Below are 17,619 nucleotides of genomic sequence, written 5' to 3'. Positions count from 1 at the left end.
CCGCCCCTCGAATGCCTAAAAAATAGGCATGTTGATGACATTTTTCGCGCAAGTCGGACCTTAACCGCTTCTGTCAGACAGGTTATAGAAACATCGACTGTGCGACAGCCCATTCAACCCATCTGGAGGAACACGTGCATTTTGCGTCAGACAATTGGGCAGGCGCCCACCCGAAAATCGCCGAGAGCCTTTCGTTGCATGCTGCAGGTTTTGCGGCAGCCTATGGCGCGAGCGAAATCGACAGCCAAGTGGAACAACGCTTCAATGAATTGTTCGAGCGCGAAGTTGCCGTGTTCTTTGTCGGCACCGGAACGGCCGCCAACTCGCTGGCGCTGGCCAGCGTCAACCGGCCCGGCGGAGTTTCGCTGGTGCACCGCGAAGCGCATGTGATCGAGGACGAGTGCGGTGCACCTGAATATTTCACCGGCGGCGCACGTCTGCATCCGATTGACGGCGCGCATGGCCGCATCGACCCCGAACTTCTCAAGCGCGAACTGAAGCGGTTCAATCCGGCTTTCGTTCATGCCGGACAGCCCATGGCCGTCAGCATCACGCAGGCGACCGAAGTTGGTACGCTCTACCAGCCTGAGCATATCGCCACCATTTCCAAGATCTGCCGCGATGCCGGTCTGCCACTGCATATGGACGGCGCACGCTTTGCCAATGCGCTTGTTTCGCTGGACATGACACCAGCCGAAATGACCTGGAAACAAGGCGTGGACATCGTTTCCTTCGGAGGTACGAAAAACGGCTGCTGGTGCGCCGAAGCATTGGTCTTCATGGACCCGGCCCGCGCCAAGGACCTACCGTTCATCCGCAAACGCGCGGCACAGCTCTTTTCCAAGACACGCTTTGTGGCAGCGCAATTCGATGCTTACCTGCGAGACGATCTCTGGCTGGAACTGGCACGTCACTCCAATGCACTCGCCGCGCGCCTCGCCGGTCATATCAATGCGTCGAGCCAGATGCGCCTTGCCTGGAAACCGGAAGCCAATGAGGTCTTCGCCATCATGAAACAGTCGGTCTATGATCGTCTGCGCAATGCCGGAGCGATTTTCTACGACTGGAACCCCCCGCATTCGGAAGTGAACCGCATCAGCGACGGCGAAATTTTCGCCCGCTTTGTGACGAGCTTCGCCAACACGGAAGAAGATGTCGACCGGTTCGCCGACTTGATCGCCTGACGCTCTTTCGTATCTGTCAAAATGAAAAAGGCGGCGCTTCAAGCACCGCCTCTTCTTATTCATTCTCAACCAAGCTTAATGCGCGGTTTTCGCCTCGATCTGCTGAGCGCTGTCGGAGCCAGCCTTGGCAACTTCGATCTTGCGCGGTTTCATCTGTTCTGGAATCTCGCGCTTGAGATCGATGTGCAGGAGACCGTTCTTGAGGCTCGCACCGGCGACTTCAACGAAGTCGGCAAGCTGGAAACGGCGCTCGAAAGCACGTGAGGCGATACCACGATAGAGAACTTCACCGATATCGGAAGCATTTTCATCCGCCTTCTGACCCTTGATCGTCAGCAGGTTGCGATGCGCTTCGATTTCGAGTTCACTTTCGGAAAAGCCCGCGACCGCCATGGTGATGCGATAGGTGTTCTCACCCGTGCGCTCAATATTATACGGCGGATAGGACTGGTTACCTTCCGGCGAAGCGAGCGTATCAAGCATGGAGAAGAGCCGATCGAAACCGACCGTGGAACGATAGAGCGGGGAAAAATCTACGTGACGCATGTACTAGCCCTCCTTTAGAGCGACATGATGCTTGTTTCAGCATGATCTGTTCCGAAGAGCGCTGGGCGCATTCGGGACCATACACGGCGGCGAAACTCCCTTATGGCGAATTCCTTGATGCCGGCGGCCCCTTCCAGGCGACCGCAAAACTCATTTGGGAATGGTTCTTTTTCATTTCAAGGCCACGTGCGCGCGAAGCTTGCGAAACACGGGCTGTCACGCCGCGTAATAACTCCTGATCAATAGGGGCCTACATTTTGGGGGATTCGTCGCACAATGAACCCAAAATGAACATCATCTTTGGCGAGCGTTCAGCCGCTTGGGGCTAATGTCCCACCATGCCTGCTGCAAAGCGGGTTCATTAAAGGATCACGGTTATGAGAAAAGCTGTTCTCGCTTTTGCCGCACTTGCTACCGTCGCGACAGGGATTGCGACACCCACCCTTGCAGCCGATAGCGGCCTGCGCGTTCAGATACAATATTACGATGATGATGGCTATCGTCCGCCGCGTCCATATCCGGGTCCACGCCCTGATTGGGATGGTGGCCCGGATCGCCGCCCGGGCTGGGGCGACGATTATGGTCGTCGCGACATCATGGGACCGCGTCGTATCGCACGCTCGCTGGAACGCCGCGGCTATGATGTCGGCGACATGCGCCTTAACCGCGACACCTATTTCGTGCGCGCCACAAGGCCGAACGGCCGCCGCGTCATCGTCATGGTCGATGCCTATTCAGGCCGCATTGTTGGTGAACGCCGCCCTGGCGGATACTGAGCGCCTTCTTCAAATTTTCTCTACAGACCAGCTGGTGTAACGTCCCTTGCATCGGCTGTTCTTTGAGCCGGAAGTTCGTTCTCGAACTTCCGGTTACTTTTTATCATCAATTGCCCCATTATGCTGGAGCCACATATCCCAATCTGAAGCAGAAAGGTTCGCAATCGGATGTCGGAACTACTTTTCGAAACCGATGCGAATCCGATTCCGCACGGGATCAAGGCTGGCCTGCTTGAAGCGAAGGGCGGCAAGACCCTGCGCTATGCCATTCTTAAAGCCGACGCGAAACCGATACGGGGAACGGTGGTCCTGCTTCAGGGACGCAACGAATTTATCGAAAAATACTTCGAAACCATGACCGATCTGACCGCGCGCGGCTTCACGGTCGTAACTTTCGACTGGCGCGGACAAGGCGGCTCGCACCGGTTGCTGAAGGACCGCCAGCGCGGCTATGTCCGCAGTTTCGAAGACTATTCCGACGATCTCGACCTTATCCTTGACCAGATCGCCTTGCCTGACTGTCCCCCGCCCTTCTACATTCTCGGCCATTCCGCCGGTGCGCTTGTGGCGCTTTCTTCGATGGGCAGACTGACATCGCGCATCAGTCGCATGGTGCTGTGTGCGCCCTTCATGGGGCTTGATGGGCAACGGCTCAGCGATGACAATGTACGCCGCATCGCCTCCGCCTTTCGATGGCTCGGCCTCGGCCAAGTTTACGCATCCGGCGGACGCAGACTGGCTTCGCGTCCCTTTGCAGGCAATCCGCTGACCAGCGACCCGGCACGCTTCATGCGTAATATGGAAATTCCACGCCTTCACCCGGATCTTGCGCTTGGCGGTCCGACCGTCCGGTGGCTCTGGAGCGCTCTCGAAACGTCTCGGCGCATCAATCAGCCGGATTTCTATAATGGACCCACAGTACCGGTCCTCATCGTTGCCGCTGGCGCAGACCGCGTGGTTTCCACATCGGTGATCGAACGTTTTGTCGCCCGCACGCGCAATGTCTCACTGACCACAATTACCGGCGCACGTCATGAGATGCTTCAGGAAGCCGACTTTTATCGTGAGCAGCTCTGGGCCGCCTTCGATGCCTTCATTCCGGGCTCGTCAGAGGTCGAAACCATGCCGGAGACCATTGAGCCCCTAGCCTCCGGTATTTAGAGCGATTTCGCCTGCGGTAGAAGCATTGAAATCGCTCTAAATGTTTGTTTTTACGCATTATCCGACGCAAAACCGCTTCGCACTTTTGCTGGAAATGCTCTTATCAGCTATTCAGCAGATCAAGCGCTGCCCTGTGCAGTTCAGGAGAAGCTGCGGCGACAACATCGCCGCCCTTTTCCGCCGGACTACCATCACGTTGCGTCACCACACCGCCAGCCTGCTCAATCAGCGGAATGAGAGCGACAATGTCATAGGGCTGGAGACCCGCTTCAACGACAATGTCGGCAAAACCGCTTGCGAGCATTGCGAAGGCATAGCAATCAACTCCATAGCGGGACAGACGCACCGCGCTTTCCAGCCGATCAAATCCCTTGCGGCTTTCACCCTTGAAAAGAGCAGGCGTCGTCGTAAACATCGTGGCATCGGCCAAGGTTGCATTCTTGCGCACCGACAGACGGCGAGGCGCGTCTTCGCCGCCATTACGCGCGAGATAAGCACCATTACCATCGCTGTAGAACAACTCGCCGGTGAAGGGCTGCGACATCATTCCCGCCGTGGCATCGCCATCGACAGTCAGTCCCAAAAGCGTGCCCCAGACCGGCAGGCCGGAAATGAAAGCACGGGTCCCATCAATGGGATCGATGACCCAGACATGGCTGCGGTCAATATTCTCCGGCCCGTATTCTTCCCCAAGAATACCATGGTCGGGAAAAACGCTGCCAATAACCGCACGAATCGCACGCTCCGCCGCCCGGTCCGCTTCGGTCACCGGATCGAAACCAACGCTATATTTGTTGTCGATTTCCGTCAGCTGACGAAAACGCGGAAGCGTCTGAGCAGCTGCCGCTGCAGCCACTTCGGAAAAAAATGCCTTATCGATCAGCAACCCCGAACTCCTGTTTCCAACACATGGCGCATACTTATGCAAACCATGCTAATTTTGCCTACATAATGAGCATAATTAAATTAGCCCAAAAAATATGCGCATTTTCTTGACGTTACCGCCATTCGGACGTAACTTAAATCCCAGACAGGTTTTCCTGTCGATGCCTTTCGGGGCATTTCCTCCCTAGTCTTTGACCGCGCTCGTATCGTTCGGGCGCGGTTCTTTTTATCTGCGAGAGGCGCTCGTCGGAACGGATTATTCTGCGGCCAGAGGTGGCGCGATAAAGAGATCGTCCGGCAGGGATGTCAGGTCGCTCAGAAACCCATGCAGATCGGCACAGAGCGTTTCGAAACCGGCAAGCTTATGCAGGTTCTGCTCGTTCACATAAAGACTGCGATTGATTTCAATCTGCAGGGCATGACACGCCATAGCAGGCCGCCCGTAATGCTCCGTGATGAACCCGCCCGCATAGGGCTTGTTGTGCGCAACAGTGTAGCCCAGATCCTGCAGCAGATCGATGGCAGCCTGCGTCAGCCTTTCGCTGCACGAGCGACCGAAACGATCACCAACGATGAAATCCGGACGCGATCCGACTTCGCCGGGCCGCGCGCCGCCGGGCATCGAATGGCAGTCAATCAGAACCGCATAACCGAAACGCTGACGGGTGGACTGAAGCAGTGCATCAAGCGTCTGGTGGTAAGGCTTGTAGAGGTCTTCGATACGGTAAAATGCTTCGGCGAGTGGAATGCGCCCCGGATAAATCAGCTGCCCCTCACCGACCAGACGCGGCACCGTTCCAAGCCCACCTGCAACGCGCGCCGACTGGCTATTGACGAAAGGCGGCAATGGCTCGGCGAACATGCGCGGATCCAGTTCATAGGCTTCGCGATTCACATCGAGAAACGCACGCGGAAAATGCGCCTTGAGCAAGGGCGCACCGAGCCGCATGGCGGAAGCAAAAAGCTCATCGACATAACAGTCTTCCGAATGACGTATGCTCAAGGCGTCGAGACGCGACGCTTCGACGAAAGAATGCGGGTAATAGCGTCCGCTATGCGGTGAATTGAAGACGAACGGAATGCGCTGTTCCGCCGGAGCGCATATCTCGAAGGGCGGTATCAGACTAAAATCGCGCTCCAAACTCATTCTTCACCCGTTTTCGGCCGGAACATCCAGGCCATTCGACGACGATCCACGTCAGTATTATAACAAATTACGTCAGGCGGCCCATGCGTGCAAATGGCTGGCAGCCGAATCTTCCGGCCTCTGCATGGCGTGCATATGCGACAATCCTGTCACACTGAACAGCTTGTTGCCAAATACGCGCCATAACAATTAACATTCGCGCGAGCATTCATTCCATATTTACCAAAGAAGCGTTTTCTACGGTGGATATTGAGTCGTTAAGGGTCAGCTTTTGGGCGATGAACACGACACAGAATTCGGACGGAACAATGAAGAGAATCCTTCTAGCTGAAGATGACAATGATATGCGCCGCTTCCTCGTCAAGGCGTTGGAAAAAGCCGGTTATCACGTGACGCACTTCGACAACGGCGCGAGTGCCTATGAAAGATTGCAGGAAGAGCCTTTCTCCCTTCTGCTGACCGATATTGTCATGCCGGAAATGGACGGCATCGAACTGGCGCGGCGCGCGACAGAAATCGACCCGGATCTGAAGATCATGTTCATTACGGGCTTCGCCGCTGTCGCCCTCAACCCCGATTCGGACGCGCCGCGCGACGCAAAGGTGCTTTCCAAGCCGTTCCACCTGCGTGACCTGGTGAACGAAATAGAAAAAATGCTGATCGCCGCCTGAGGCGATCTCACTGATTTGCGGCCCTTTGTTTTGTCATCAACAAAAAGACGAAAAAACTTCACAAAAGGGCATTGACGGGCGCAACGTGATATGGTGTATGCGCCACATCGAATGGGCGTGTAGCTCAGCGGGAGAGCACTACGTTGACATCGTAGGGGTCACAGGTTCAATCCCTGTCACGCCCACCATTCGATCTCCTTGGAATTATTGCGATAACTTGGCTCGACAGAGCGCTGGTTCCAGAACAGGTTTTCAGTCTGGCAACTTAAAAAAGCATGACTGCGCGACGGTGCTTGTATCGGCAAATGCCGATTGCTCAGAGTTTCCTGACATTCATTCTAAAGATCAAAAAAATCTCATCGCCACGTTCGCATAAGACGCCCCGATTCATAGAAAACCGCATCGTTTTTCCGCCCCTCTGAGTATCAATCTGCTTCGGACGGGATGCGCCTGCGATCAGTACGATAACGCCGCTCATTACCTAAGAACCCAGGACTATTCGTTCGCCAGAGCGTGTCTGTGCAATCACAGACATATCCTGTTGGCTACCGATAACTGCTTCGATCTGATTCTTGTCCATGAGGCTGAACGCAGTTGCCCAGGCATCGGCTCGCGCCGCATCGCGGGCCACGACAGTCACCCGGCGATAAAGTGCCGCTGAAAAGCCAGTTTTTGGGTTGAGCAAATGGTTAAACCGTCCGGACTCATCGAACTGAAAGCCCGTGAAGCTGGATGTCGCGAGCGCCTGATTGCGGATATCAACATACTCTTCGGCAGCAGCTCCGGCTTCCAGATCGGCGATGCCAATGCACCATGCCGTGCCGTCAGCTCTTGAACCAAGAGCGCGATACTCCCCCATATCGACCAGTGCATATTCGACTCCTGCCCTTTGCAACAATGCCGTCACGCGGTCGGTGACATAGCCCTGCGCAATACCATTTAAAGTCAGAGACATAGATGGCTTGGAGAATGCAATGCGGTTATCATCGAATAGAACGTGACCGAACCCTACCTTTGCAAGCGCTTCGTCCCAAAGCTGTCGCGATGGTCCGTCGGGAGAAGGACGTTCTTGCGAGAAATGCTTTTTCAGACAGTTCCAAAGGGGCTGTACCGTCGGATCGAAAAGGCCGTCGCTGGCCTGCCAGCATTCATGGCAGATACGCAATACCTCGACCAGATCAGGCGAAGGCGATGCCAGCGCCCCATCGCGATTAAGTTGGGTGAGTTCTGAATCCGAACGATAGAGGCTGAAAATGTTCTCCAGCCTTTCCGCTTCTTGAGCAGATTCGCGCAGCAACCGTTCAGCGGTCGAACGATCCGGATGATAGAGTATGATCTTGGCAGGTGCCCCCATCGCCTGACTACGCCAGATGATGGGCTCCGGAAGGTCGAGTGAAACTGCGTGTTTTGGAATGGCCCAGAACACTACTCCAGCCGCACCACCCGCAAGTACAAGCCGACGGCTGATACGCTGACCACCTTCAATGCGCATGGCTTTCGGCTCCAAGATCGGAGGGCCGCACCGACTGACCGCCGAGAACGTAATCCTCTGGTATTTCGGTAAAAGTGCTAATACGGCCGCCCTTTTCCGCAACGAACTTCTCCGCTGCTTCTCGTGTCGAAAACGGTACGGCCTCCTGTGCCCCCATTCCACCTACAGCAGCGCTTTCAATCACGAAAAAGGCTTTGCGCGCATCGACCCAGTTTTCCGCTCCCGGCTCTTCCCAGCTTGGCGCTTTCGCCATATCTGAAACGTAGATCGCCGCGATCCCTTTTGGCTCCTCAGGCAGCATCGTAAAGGCGAGCGTATCACGGGCGGAAGAGAACCATACTGCCTCGTTTGTCGGCTCTAGAATGATTTGCCCCTTGGGGCCGGGGTGCTCCAGAACATTCATTCCGCAATATCGGCCCATTGCGCTTTCCGTCAGCGCGAAAGGAGCCATCACGGCATCATTCTTTTCATCCGGAGAACACCCTGCAAGCAGAACCAGAAACAGGGGGGCAAGAAACAGAGCGTGTTTCATAATTCTTTCCTCGAGAAAACCAGCATGGAAAGGGACAGCGGCAGCATGACCCAAAGGCCGAGCGCTAGCGTCAGAGCTGGAGCAGAGAGCGTAGCGTTACCGGCTATTCCGCCCATGCCAGTTAAAGATCCGGCCTGTCCGAGACCGAAATTGAGAAGCCGGTAGGAATCGGCTGGATTGAGAAGAAGCAGACCGTTGAGTACCCCACCGCCAACAATACGGCCTTGATCGAAAACCAGCAGAGCAAGAAGTGCTGCGTCATAGATCAGCACGAAAAACAGCCAGACGCCGATGGCGATACCTGCTGCCGTGCTCCGCTCCCGCACCAGCGAACTTGCGAGAAAGCCGATGGCGATGAACACGGCTCCCAGCAGGACCGACGAGATAATGAGTTTGAACAGCGACAGCCAGCTTCCCGCATCCACGCCGGACCCGGTCACGATCAGCGCCACAGCCGCCGCGCCGTACCCGAACAATGTCGCAAAGGACAGAATAGCAAGCTGACCAACGAATTTTCCAAGAACCAGCTGAAATCGGCTTATCGGATAGCTCAGAAGCAGCAGCATCGTGCCGCGTTCCATTTCACCGACGATTGCATCATGCGAAATGAGAAGGGCAATAAGAGGGATGAGGAAGATTGTCAGGCTGGAGAGACTGACGATCACAACGTCCAGCTTGCTCGCGGCAACCGAACTGCCGGTGGGTGCGCTGCCGAGAAAAGTCATGCTTAGGGCCAGTGCCGCAAGCAATAGCGTGGTCGCCAGAACCCAGCGATTGCGCAAGCCTTCCTGAATTTCCTTGGAAGCGATTATGAGAATATTGTTCATTCCGCTGCCTCCGCGAGGGCCTCTTCCCCGGCATTGAGGAAGTGGGCGTAAAGTTCGTCCAGCGTCGGCGGAACGAGATCAAGTTCTGTGAGATTGTCGTTCATGGCCACGATTTCACGGACAAGAGCCATCTTACCTTCCGTCGGAGCTTCCGTTTCGAAGATATCCGGGCCGAGACGATGCCAGCGCAATGCAGTATTGGCGGTTGTCGAAGGCAGCCGGGAAACGTCTGGCGTCTGCACCCGTATGCGAAGCGGTAATTGTGAAATCCGGCGCAACGCATCGATGGAGCCATCGGCAATAATCTTGCCTTTGTTCGCGATGATGACGCGCCCGACTTTGGTTTCCAGTTCGGTCAGGGCATGGGACGACATGAGGATTGTCGTGCCTTTGCTCCGCAATTCTTCAAGGACTTCATAGAAGCTCTGACGCAAGGCGGGATCGAGACCGGTCGTCGGCTCGTCAAGCAACAGAACGGACGGTTGCCCGAGCAATGCCTGAGCAAGCCCCAGTCGCTGGCGCATCCCCTTCGAATAGGTGCCGACCCGCCTGTTTGCGGCATGGGCGAGGCCGACGCGCTCCAGCAGCTCTACATTTTGGGCAACCGGCATTCTCTTGAGCCGCGCATAGAAGCCGAGCGTTTCGGCTCCCGTCAGCGCCAGATTGAAAGAGACGTGCTCAGGCAGATAGCCGAGCCGCAATCTGGCGGCAAAGGCACCGGTCGCCGGATCCTCGCCCAACACGCGAACCGCGCCCTTGGTCGGGCGGATCAGTCCGAGCATGAGCTTTATCATCGTCGTTTTTCCAGCACCATTATGGCCGACCAGCGCAATGCTTTCTCCAGCGTGGAGGCGGAAACTTGCATCGCTGATGGCATTGAACCCGCCATAGGACTTTGTGACCTGATCAAGAATGACAGTCTCAGTCATTTGGTTTTCCTTTCGCCGGATCGGCCGGATGCGGCGGCTTCATAAGGGGATAGCTATCGACGACACCGCCCGGCAGAAGCGCCGGGAACTGGGTCTGTGCCCAGCGGATTGTCTCGATTGCCGGACTATTGATGAGAATTTTTGCCTGTGGCGCAGTCCACAAAACCTTGTCGATCAGATCATTGGGCCGGTAAGGACTATCTGCGATACCGTCACCATTGAGATCGAAGGCCGGATTGTCGCTCCAGTAATTGCCGCGTCCATTGACCGACCAGTCGAGGTTGCGCGTGCCGACATATTTCACCTGATTGCGGTTGTTGATGAAGGCGTTGCCGCTCATGGCATTGCCCTCGGAACCGGCGGTAAAGTGAATGCCTATGCTGCAGTTCTCGAAACTGTTTTCGGTGAACTTGTTCTTGTTGGCATTGTAAATGAAGACGCATTTTTCCGGACCGAGCCGCGAGGTCTCGCCCGTCTGGGTTTCTGTCTGGTCGTCCGCAGGAAGGCCGTGTTCAGCCTTCTGAACACCGGCATCGAGCCAGCGATCTATCGGTTGCATGCGCCCGATCACGCGATTGCCGGAAATGACCGAGCTATTTGCATAATTGAGCAACAAGCCATGATCCCGGTCGCCGTCAGACAGGTTGTCCAGCACCTTGAGACGGTTGGTGTACATGATCGCGAAACCGACCGAATTGTTGCGCGAAACATTGCCGATGACCTGGCTGTCATCCGTGTACATGTAATGAACAGCGAACCTGACATCCTCCATTACATTGTCGCGAAAGATATTCTTGCGGCTGGCATTGGTGTAGATGCCGTCGCGCCCGTAGCGAATGACGTTGCCGATAACCTGTGCGCCGGGCGCATTCCAGATGGAAACGCCGCTACCGGTTTGTGCCATGCGCACGCCTCGACGACCAACGATCTCATTGCCGCTCGCGATGGAATTTGCGGCGCCATGCAAATAAATCCCGTAGAGGTTATCGATAAGGCGATTGTTCTCGACACGTGCGCCCGTGGCGGTTTTTGCCACGAAAATTCCGGAATTGAGGTCGGGCATGTTTTCACCCGAACCGCGCACTTCCAGCCCACGCACGATAGCGTCCGGTGCGTTGACCGTTATGGCGTTACCCGAGCCAACTCCGTCTACAACGGCGCCCGGTTCGCCGGTCAGTTCAATGGCGCGGTCGATCGTAACCGCGCCATTGTGTTTGCCTTTCAGAAGCCGGACGATATCGCCCGGCTCCGCTTTTTCGATAGCCGCCTGTACGCCTTCGCCTGCCACGACATCGATCTGCCGTGCCTGCAAACCGTCGCACAGAACAACGGTCAGCAGCATTGCAGCACTCAAGGACTGAAACCGGCGGGGGAACTTCATGGCAGTCAGGCCTTCTTCGGTTCCACGAGCATCCGGCCCTTCATTTCCATGTGCATGGCATGGCAGAACCACGAGCAATAATACCACCACACACCCGGCTTGTTGGCTGTGAAGGTAACTGACGCGGTTGCCTGCGGACCCACCTCCATGTTGACACCATAGTTGATGATGGCAAAGCCGTGGGTGAGATCTTCGATTTCATCGATGTTAGTGACATAAACCGTCACCTCATCGCCCTGCTGGACGGTGAACTCGGTTAGACCGAAGGCTGGCGCGGCAGACGTCATATAAACGCGCACCTTGTTGCCATCCCGGATCACCTCATTCGCGTCCATCAGGTCGAGGCCATCGGCTTTCGCCTGAGTGACAGCGTCGGCGAAGAATGGATCCTCACGGCTCCAGAAGTTGACGGGATTGATCTTGGAACGATGAACAATCGTTGCATCGTGCGGTTCAGCAAAACTTGGCCCGTCATGGACAATCATCATCTTCTCACCGGAAATATCGATGAGCTGGTCATTTTCCGGCTTGAGTGGGCCGACATTGAGATAGCGATCCTTGGAGAACTTGTTGAGCGAGATCAGCCACTGACCGTCGGCTTCCTTGGTTTGCCCCATGGAAGTGTGATTGTGACCGGGCTGATAATGTACATCGAGTTTCTGACGGATCGGATCGACCTTTTCACCCTTGAAGGCTCGCTTGGCGTCCTCGATATTCCATTTGCAGATCTGGCTGTCGATGAAGAGCGTTGTATAGGCGTTGCCTTTGCCATCATAAGCCGTATGCAATGGCCCAAGTCCGAGTTCAGGTTCCGCAACCACAGCATCGCGGGGCTTGATCTTGTCGTCGAAAAGCTCATCGAACTTGCGAACGTCGAACACGGTAACGGTCGGCGACAACTTGCCGTTGGCAACCACATGGATACCGTCTGGCGCAGTGTTGATGCCATGCGGGCTGTTCGGCACAGGAATATAACGCGTATATTTGGAACCGTGACGTCCATCGATGACCGGCACACCGTTGATTTCCTTGAAATCACCCTTGGCAACCGCTTCTTCGATACGCTTCAGGTTGAAGATGACGATCCAGTCCTGCTCGCTCGACATCATTTCGGCGAGCGTCGTACCCTCTTCCGAATTGTAGCAGGTGGCAAAAGCGTACTTGCCCTGATAATCGCAGTCGACATTGTCCAGATTGCCATCGACCATGATCTGCCAGGCAACCTTCATGGTCTCGCCGTCAACGGCCGTGAAGATCGCGTGATATTGCTTGGTATCGGTCAGATTGCTGCCGTCGTTCGGGATCGGCGCGCGATCTTCACCGTTGCAGAAGACATATCCGGTTTTCGGATATTTCTGCACACGCAAGCCATGCACGGTGTGCTGGTTCGGGAGCTGAATGATCTTGTCGCATTTCATCACATCAAGACGGATGCGGCAGACACGCGTATTGGCCTTGTCGTTGGCGTAGAGATAGCGTCCGTCATAGGTGCCTTCCGTGAAGGACGGGTGCGGGTGGTGCAAGTCACCATTCAGGAAAATGCCCCCGCGATCTTTGAGGAACTCTTGGTCCTGCGGCAGAAGGCCTTCGGTCAGCACTTTCAGGCTTTCATTTGTCTGGCCCCAGCCGGTCGCGCTATCGCGATTGAACACCGGAATGCGCATCAGTTCGCGCATCGATGGCAAGCCGACAATACGGACCTCACCGCTCTGACCGCTGGAAAAGAAGACGTAATATTCGTCCAGTTCTCCAGGCTTCACTTCTGCACTATGGCCAGCACCGCCGGCAGCAGCTATTGCCGGTTCGGTTGAACCTGCAAACAGCGCTCCACCAAGACCGCTTGCGCCGGCAGCAGCCACAAAGGCTGACGAGCCGAGCAGCTGTCTTCGACTAAGCTGCGTTTTTTTGGTTTCTTCAGACATGCTTCTCTCCTTTAGAAAAGTCAGACAGCAGGACCGGTATCGGCAACGCCTTCAACCGGCTTTCCTTTGACTGAGATGACGGGTCTGGCCGGTCCCCCGCCACGTTCGGCAGCCGCTGCGAGGGGGGCATTGCGGGCTGCGAATTTTTCACGCTTCACGCGCACCTGGATCATGTGCGGGCAGCGTTGGTCGTCGTGATAGAGTTCCTGACAATGCATGCAGTAGATGCATTCATTGACGTTGATCTGCCCCTCCGGATGGATCGCCTCGACCGGGCATTCCTTGGCACAACGGTGGCAGGGCGAACCGCATTCCGGCCAACGTTTCAGCCATTCGAACATGCGGATGCGTCCGGGGATGGCGAGAGCCGCGCCGAGCGGGCACATATAGCGGCAGTAGAAGCGCTCGATGAACAGGCCTGCAGTCAGAAGTGTCAGCGCATAAATGACGAACGGCCACTCACGTGCGAATTTGAGAATTATCGAGGTCTTGAACGGTTCGACTTCTGCAAACACTTCTGCCAGCGCAACCGAATAGAGCGACAACCCAAAAAGGCCGAGGAAGATCATGTATTTGAGGGGCCAGAGACGCTCGTGCAGTCCCCATGGAAGCTTGACCTGCGGCACCTTCAGCCATTGGGCGAGATTATTGGTAAGTTCTTGCAGGGCGCCAAACGGGCACAACCAGCCGCAGAAGGGTCCACGCCCCCAGAACAACAGCCCCGCCGCCACCGACGCCCACAGAATGAAGATCAGCGGCGATGTCAGGAAGAATTCCCAGTTAAAGCCGGTAATCAGGGAGTTGGTGAAGGTCAGGACGTTGACAACCGACAATTGTGCATTGTTGTAGAAACCGAGCCAGACAAGGATGAACAGAAGATAGCTGCGCCGCAGCCAGGTGAAGAAGCGCGGATGCCTGACCAGACTGTTCTGGAAGAAGAAGATGCCGACAAGAACCGTGATGGCAAAAGCGGTGATGACTACATTGGCACGATTCATCTCCCACATCCGGACCCAGAGCGGATTGCCCTCGCCCAGAATGTCGGCAGCATTGGCTTCGCCGACCGGTTGCGGCTGACGTGGTGCGTCGGCGATTGATACAGCAGGCTGGACAGGAGCCGGTTCCGGCTGCTTCGCCAGATATTTTTCCGGCAAACTGTAGCCGAGATCGTAACTGATATTGGCCTTGTCCCGCGCACCGAAACCGCGCTGTACCAGAAGCTGCAAATCCCACGGTTCTGTCACGTCGAAGGCAAACCCGTCAGGCACCTCGAACAGTGCTATCTCGCGCAAACGCGGTGCGCCTTCGGCCATGATATCGCCGATACGAGTATGGTTCTTGTCGCGGAAACGTACGCCCTGCCCGTCCTGCATCAACTCGATGCGGTCAAAGATACCGCCGCGCACATATCCGGAGCCCTTGAAAGAATAGGCTCCGTCGCCCGCAACCAGGATCGCCTGATGTCCTGGCTTCAGCCGCTTTTGCAAGCGTTCGAAGCCATCCTTGCCAAGCAGGCTGATACCGATCGACGGCACTGATACCGGCGCAACATAAAGCTCGATGAATTCGTCTTCGGGATTGGTTGTTTCAGGATTGTCGGCGGCGCGATCGTGCTTTGCGTCACGGAATGCCTGTGTCACATCACCAACCGACAGTTTCAGGCTGCGGACCGAACCGTCACCGATCAGTGCCTGCCAGTCCTGCTCGTCGCGGATCTCCAGATCAACCGTGCGCTGCGCATCAGCTGCGGCGACCTGCACAGGCGCGTTGCCAAGACGCCCGCTGCGGACAAGCCCAACGGCCGAGCGAACGACACTGTCTCCCATGACGAGCACGGTAACCGTGGCACCGCTGACGATTTCCACCTGCGGAGGCTTGTTCTGGCCAGCCGCGACAGCACTCATGTCACTGTCGACCAGCGAGTTCAGCGCAGCCACAACCTTGGCTTCGGGAATGCCGATCAGCACGATCGGCTCTTTGTGGTCGACCAGTTTTATGCCGCGTATGACGCCTTTGGTATCAATGCCGACGACGATATGGATGGGTTTGCCGGAATAACCGATGGAACTGGTGAAGTCAGAATTCAAATAAGCATAACCGATCACCTCGCCCCGCTTCATCAGTGGTGCGATTGGCGGCTCGCCCTGCGGCTTGCCGATAGCATCGGCCTCTTTGAAGAGAGCGCCTGCCTCAACCTTCGGAAGGTATTTTTCCAGATCAGCAGCGGATGCTGTGGTCTGCCAGCAGAGCGCCAGAACCATCGCCGCCAACGCGACGACCCTGGCGGCTTCTAGTAAAAATGAAAATGGCTGACTGACACTTGGAAAACCCTGTTCCGGCAGTCGGAAAGCTGGAGCGACCACACGGCCCAATAATGCTATTTTCACGTCCAACCTGCATTTGCTCTGCTATTATTTGCGAGCATGTCTTTCGGTTGGAAATTATCCGATCAGACAGAGAGTTCATTGATTTGGAACAAATACAATAAGAAATCACCCAACAACACGACAAACAGAAATCCAAAGTGTTAAAGGCTCGCCGACACCAAGCCGGGCAAAGCATCCGAACGCGGCTTTCTAGAATCCTGCCACGCACCTAAGGTATCTCGCCGCGCAGATGGCTCGACAGGAAGCCCAGATTGTCCTGTCCCCAATAAACTTCATCTTCATAGATGTAGGTTGGAAATCCGAACACGCCCTTTTCGACGGCAATCTCGCGATCATTTCGCCATTTTCGCAGGACGTCCTCGTCCTGCTCCCGTGACAGGAGATAGGCCCCGTTGAAGCCTGCGGCGTCAGCCACCGCGCGGCGGACATTCGGTTGCCCTATATCCTTCGCTTCTTCCCAAAAGGCATGTTGCAGCGCCCGCGCCAGCTGCAACCAGTTCTCGCCGTCAAGATAGGCGGCGATCACCAAAAAGGAAGCAGACGTCGGGTCGCCGAGTGCCGGGCGATTTTCCACCAGCAAAGGTTTACCACGAAACTTCGCCCATCGTTTCAGATCACGCGTGCCATAGGCACGGCGCGCATCGGGACGGTTTCTGGCGAATATTCCGCCATTCTCCTCGATGACAGTCGCCAGATGAGGCTTGATTTCAACCAGATGTCTTGAGGACAGCTCCTCCAGCGTATCCAGCCCGAGATATGACCACGGCGATCCGATGGAGAAGAAATATTCGATAGTTTTTGGCACCTTCGATCCTTCAGTTGCGGGGAAATAATGTCCGGCTCAGTTGAACTTCGGCAGTCCCGGCGGGTTTGTTTCGGAGCGGGGCAGCGCTTCTTCCTCCAGCTGCCAGCGCTCGAGAATTCTGGCATAGGTTCCATCCTCGATCAGACCATTGGTAGCTACCGTCAGTGCATCGGCCAGACCGCTCCCCTTGCGGGTTGTGATCGCGACATCGGAACGATCCGGCCAACCTGCGCTCAATGTTCCGACCCGCTTGATATTCTTGTCACGCGCTGCAATGAAAACGAGCTGCGCATGTGGCTGCACAATCACGTCGGCCCGTCCTGACCGGAGCGCAAGCAGGCTTGCGGCTTCATCGTCGTAATATTGCAATTCAATCGGTTTCAGACCGGCGGCAACGTTTTCCTCGCTCCATTTGACGAGAATGCGCTCCTGATTTGTCCCCGCACCTACAATGATGCGCAAACCCGCAGCATCCTTCGGTTCCTTAATAGAGGTGACCGGACTGTCCGACTTGACGAAGAACCCGTGCAGACCCTGCCGATAAGTCGAAAAGTCGAATTTTTCCTTGCGTTCCTCGGTCACGCCAACGTTTGAAATGACGGCATCATACTTGCCGGAAGCCAGCCCCAGCGGCCAGTCGATCCACGCCACCGGAACGAGCTCCAGCTGCAGGCCCAGACTTTCAGCGATCGCAGAAGCATATTCCGGATCGGCGCCGACGACCGTTCGCGCATCAGTGGCATAAGTCGCCAGAGGCGGGCCACCGGGAGCCACGGCCACGGTAAATTTACCCGGCGCAACGAATTTGAAGTCAGAGGGAATGGCTGTGGCAGCCGTCTCATTTTTCTTCGTATGAATACGACCCGGTTGCTCCGGAGAAAGGTCGAAACCGTCCCCTGCCACTGCCGTCAGAACCGGAAATGTTACCCATGCAAAGGCCGCGATCAACAGAGCTCCTGCTCTCATGTAAATTT

16 protein-coding genes and 1 tRNA gene are annotated in these 17,619 nt (G+C 55.9%); 5 read left to right on the top strand and 12 right to left on the bottom strand.

Features of this window, described 5'->3' with window-relative positions; genetic code table 11:
• Positions 1 to 134 precede the first annotated feature (134 nt).
• On the top strand, positions 135 to 1,184 hold the full coding sequence (locus tag OHI65_RS04825) for a threonine aldolase family protein (RefSeq protein WP_094515848.1): 1,050 nt from the start codon (positions 135 to 137) through the stop codon (positions 1,182 to 1,184).
• A gap of 75 nt (positions 1,185 to 1,259) precedes the next feature.
• Here OHI65_RS04825 and OHI65_RS04820 read toward each other — a convergent pair whose 3' ends face one another.
• Entirely contained in the window at positions 1,260 to 1,730 is a 471-nt protein-coding gene (locus tag OHI65_RS04820; protein WP_010660660.1) for an Hsp20 family protein, read from the bottom strand.
• Between the two features lie 377 nt (positions 1,731 to 2,107).
• On the opposite strand from OHI65_RS04820, the gene OHI65_RS04815 reads away from it, so the two are divergent.
• Entirely contained in the window at positions 2,108 to 2,506 is a 399-nt protein-coding gene (locus tag OHI65_RS04815; protein WP_010660659.1) for a hypothetical protein, read from the top strand.
• A 168-nt stretch (positions 2,507 to 2,674) separates the two neighbouring features.
• Entirely contained in the window at positions 2,675 to 3,667 is a 993-nt protein-coding gene (locus tag OHI65_RS04810; RefSeq protein ID WP_125301817.1) for an alpha/beta fold hydrolase, read from the top strand.
• Positions 3,668 to 3,770: 103 nt separating this feature from the next.
• Here the strand turns inward: OHI65_RS04810 and hisN are convergent, their stop codons facing one another.
• A complete protein-coding gene (gene hisN, locus OHI65_RS04805; protein WP_012093570.1) occupies positions 3,771 to 4,553 on the bottom strand; it encodes a histidinol-phosphatase in 783 nt (260 codons plus the stop codon).
• 255 nt (positions 4,554 to 4,808) lie between these two features.
• Complete coding sequence (locus tag OHI65_RS04800) at positions 4,809 to 5,699, bottom strand: N-formylglutamate amidohydrolase (RefSeq protein WP_029929775.1); 891 nt, start codon at positions 5,697 to 5,699, stop codon at positions 4,809 to 4,811.
• Positions 5,700 to 6,007: 308 nt separating this feature from the next.
• Between OHI65_RS04800 and cpdR the strand changes: the two genes are divergently transcribed.
• Complete coding sequence (gene cpdR / locus OHI65_RS04795) at positions 6,008 to 6,370, top strand: cell cycle two-component system response regulator CpdR (protein ID WP_002966536.1); 363 nt, start codon at positions 6,008 to 6,010, stop codon at positions 6,368 to 6,370.
• Positions 6,371 to 6,483: 113 nt separating this feature from the next.
• A tRNA-Val gene (locus tag OHI65_RS04790) sits at positions 6,484 to 6,558 on the top strand.
• A gap of 293 nt (positions 6,559 to 6,851) precedes the next feature.
• Here OHI65_RS04790 and OHI65_RS04785 read toward each other — a convergent pair.
• From OHI65_RS04785 to OHI65_RS04745, 9 genes are all read right to left on the bottom strand, one after another.
• Entirely contained in the window at positions 6,852 to 7,862 is a 1,011-nt protein-coding gene (locus OHI65_RS04785; RefSeq protein WP_123218559.1) for an FAD:protein FMN transferase, read from the bottom strand.
• Positions 7,852 to 8,394: a nitrous oxide reductase accessory protein NosL gene (locus tag OHI65_RS04780; RefSeq protein ID WP_012093626.1), complete on the bottom strand. Its 543-nt coding sequence runs from the start codon at positions 8,392 to 8,394 to the stop codon at positions 7,852 to 7,854. The genes OHI65_RS04785 and OHI65_RS04780 overlap by 11 nt, the downstream gene beginning before the upstream one ends.
• Complete coding sequence (locus tag OHI65_RS04775; protein ID WP_125301057.1) at positions 8,391 to 9,221, bottom strand: ABC transporter permease subunit; 831 nt, start codon at positions 9,219 to 9,221, stop codon at positions 8,391 to 8,393. Before OHI65_RS04775 ends, OHI65_RS04780 begins: the two co-directional genes overlap by 4 nt.
• Positions 9,218 to 10,150 carry an ABC transporter ATP-binding protein gene (locus OHI65_RS04770; RefSeq protein ID WP_125301058.1) on the bottom strand — a complete coding sequence of 311 codons (933 nt, stop codon included), beginning with the start codon at positions 10,148 to 10,150 and terminating at the stop codon, positions 9,218 to 9,220. Before OHI65_RS04770 ends, OHI65_RS04775 begins: the two co-directional genes overlap by 4 nt.
• Positions 10,143 to 11,531: a nitrous oxide reductase family maturation protein NosD gene (locus tag OHI65_RS04765; protein WP_125301059.1), complete on the bottom strand. Its 1,389-nt coding sequence runs from the start codon at positions 11,529 to 11,531 to the stop codon at positions 10,143 to 10,145. Before OHI65_RS04765 ends, OHI65_RS04770 begins: the two co-directional genes overlap by 8 nt.
• A gap of 5 nt (positions 11,532 to 11,536) precedes the next feature.
• Positions 11,537 to 13,453, bottom strand: a complete 1,917-nt coding sequence (gene nosZ / locus OHI65_RS04760; protein ID WP_114048175.1) for a TAT-dependent nitrous-oxide reductase — start codon at positions 13,451 to 13,453, stop codon at positions 11,537 to 11,539.
• A 20-nt stretch (positions 13,454 to 13,473) separates the two neighbouring features.
• Complete coding sequence (locus OHI65_RS04755; RefSeq protein WP_114048185.1) at positions 13,474 to 15,714, bottom strand: regulatory protein NosR; 2,241 nt, start codon at positions 15,712 to 15,714, stop codon at positions 13,474 to 13,476.
• A 334-nt stretch (positions 15,715 to 16,048) separates the two neighbouring features.
• Complete coding sequence (locus OHI65_RS04750) at positions 16,049 to 16,645, bottom strand: 2-hydroxychromene-2-carboxylate isomerase (RefSeq protein WP_094515414.1); 597 nt, start codon at positions 16,643 to 16,645, stop codon at positions 16,049 to 16,051.
• 36 nt (positions 16,646 to 16,681) lie between these two features.
• Positions 16,682 to 17,611: an ABC transporter substrate-binding protein gene (locus OHI65_RS04745; RefSeq protein ID WP_125301060.1), complete on the bottom strand. Its 930-nt coding sequence runs from the start codon at positions 17,609 to 17,611 to the stop codon at positions 16,682 to 16,684.
• Positions 17,612 to 17,619 lie beyond the last annotated feature (8 nt).

This window comes from Brucella sp. MAB-22 (genome assembly GCF_025908475.1).
GTDB lineage: Bacteria > Pseudomonadota > Alphaproteobacteria > Rhizobiales > Rhizobiaceae > Brucella > Brucella anthropi.
This window is presented reverse-complemented; position numbering and strand designations above follow the sequence as displayed.

Excerpts from the sequence above, each read along its gene's own strand:
- OHI65_RS04770 (WP_125301058.1), bottom strand. The coding sequence starts at position 10,150 with ATGACTGAGACTGTCATTCTTGATCAGGTCACAAAGTCCTATGGCGGG.
- OHI65_RS04745 (WP_125301060.1), bottom strand. The coding sequence starts at position 17,611 with ATGAGAGCAGGAGCTCTGTTGATCGCGGCCTTTGCATGGGTAACATTT.
- OHI65_RS04780 (WP_012093626.1), bottom strand. The coding sequence starts at position 8,394 with ATGAAACACGCTCTGTTTCTTGCCCCCCTGTTTCTGGTTCTGCTTGCA.
- OHI65_RS04755 (WP_114048185.1), bottom strand. The coding sequence starts at position 15,714 with ATGGTTCTGGCGCTCTGCTGGCAGACCACAGCATCCGCTGCTGATCTG.
- OHI65_RS04765 (WP_125301059.1), bottom strand. The coding sequence starts at position 11,531 with ATGAAGTTCCCCCGCCGGTTTCAGTCCTTGAGTGCTGCAATGCTGCTG.
- OHI65_RS04785 (WP_123218559.1), bottom strand. The coding sequence starts at position 7,862 with ATGCGCATTGAAGGTGGTCAGCGTATCAGCCGTCGGCTTGTACTTGCG.
- OHI65_RS04800 (WP_029929775.1), bottom strand. The coding sequence starts at position 5,699 with ATGAGTTTGGAGCGCGATTTTAGTCTGATACCGCCCTTCGAGATATGC.
- OHI65_RS04815 (WP_010660659.1), top strand. The coding sequence starts at position 2,108 with ATGAGAAAAGCTGTTCTCGCTTTTGCCGCACTTGCTACCGTCGCGACA.
- OHI65_RS04775 (WP_125301057.1), bottom strand. The coding sequence starts at position 9,221 with ATGAACAATATTCTCATAATCGCTTCCAAGGAAATTCAGGAAGGCTTG.
- OHI65_RS04810 (WP_125301817.1), top strand. The coding sequence starts at position 2,675 with ATGTCGGAACTACTTTTCGAAACCGATGCGAATCCGATTCCGCACGGG.
- cpdR (WP_002966536.1), top strand. The coding sequence starts at position 6,008 with ATGAAGAGAATCCTTCTAGCTGAAGATGACAATGATATGCGCCGCTTC.
- nosZ (WP_114048175.1), bottom strand. The coding sequence starts at position 13,453 with ATGTCTGAAGAAACCAAAAAAACGCAGCTTAGTCGAAGACAGCTGCTC.
- OHI65_RS04820 (WP_010660660.1), bottom strand. The coding sequence starts at position 1,730 with ATGCGTCACGTAGATTTTTCCCCGCTCTATCGTTCCACGGTCGGTTTC.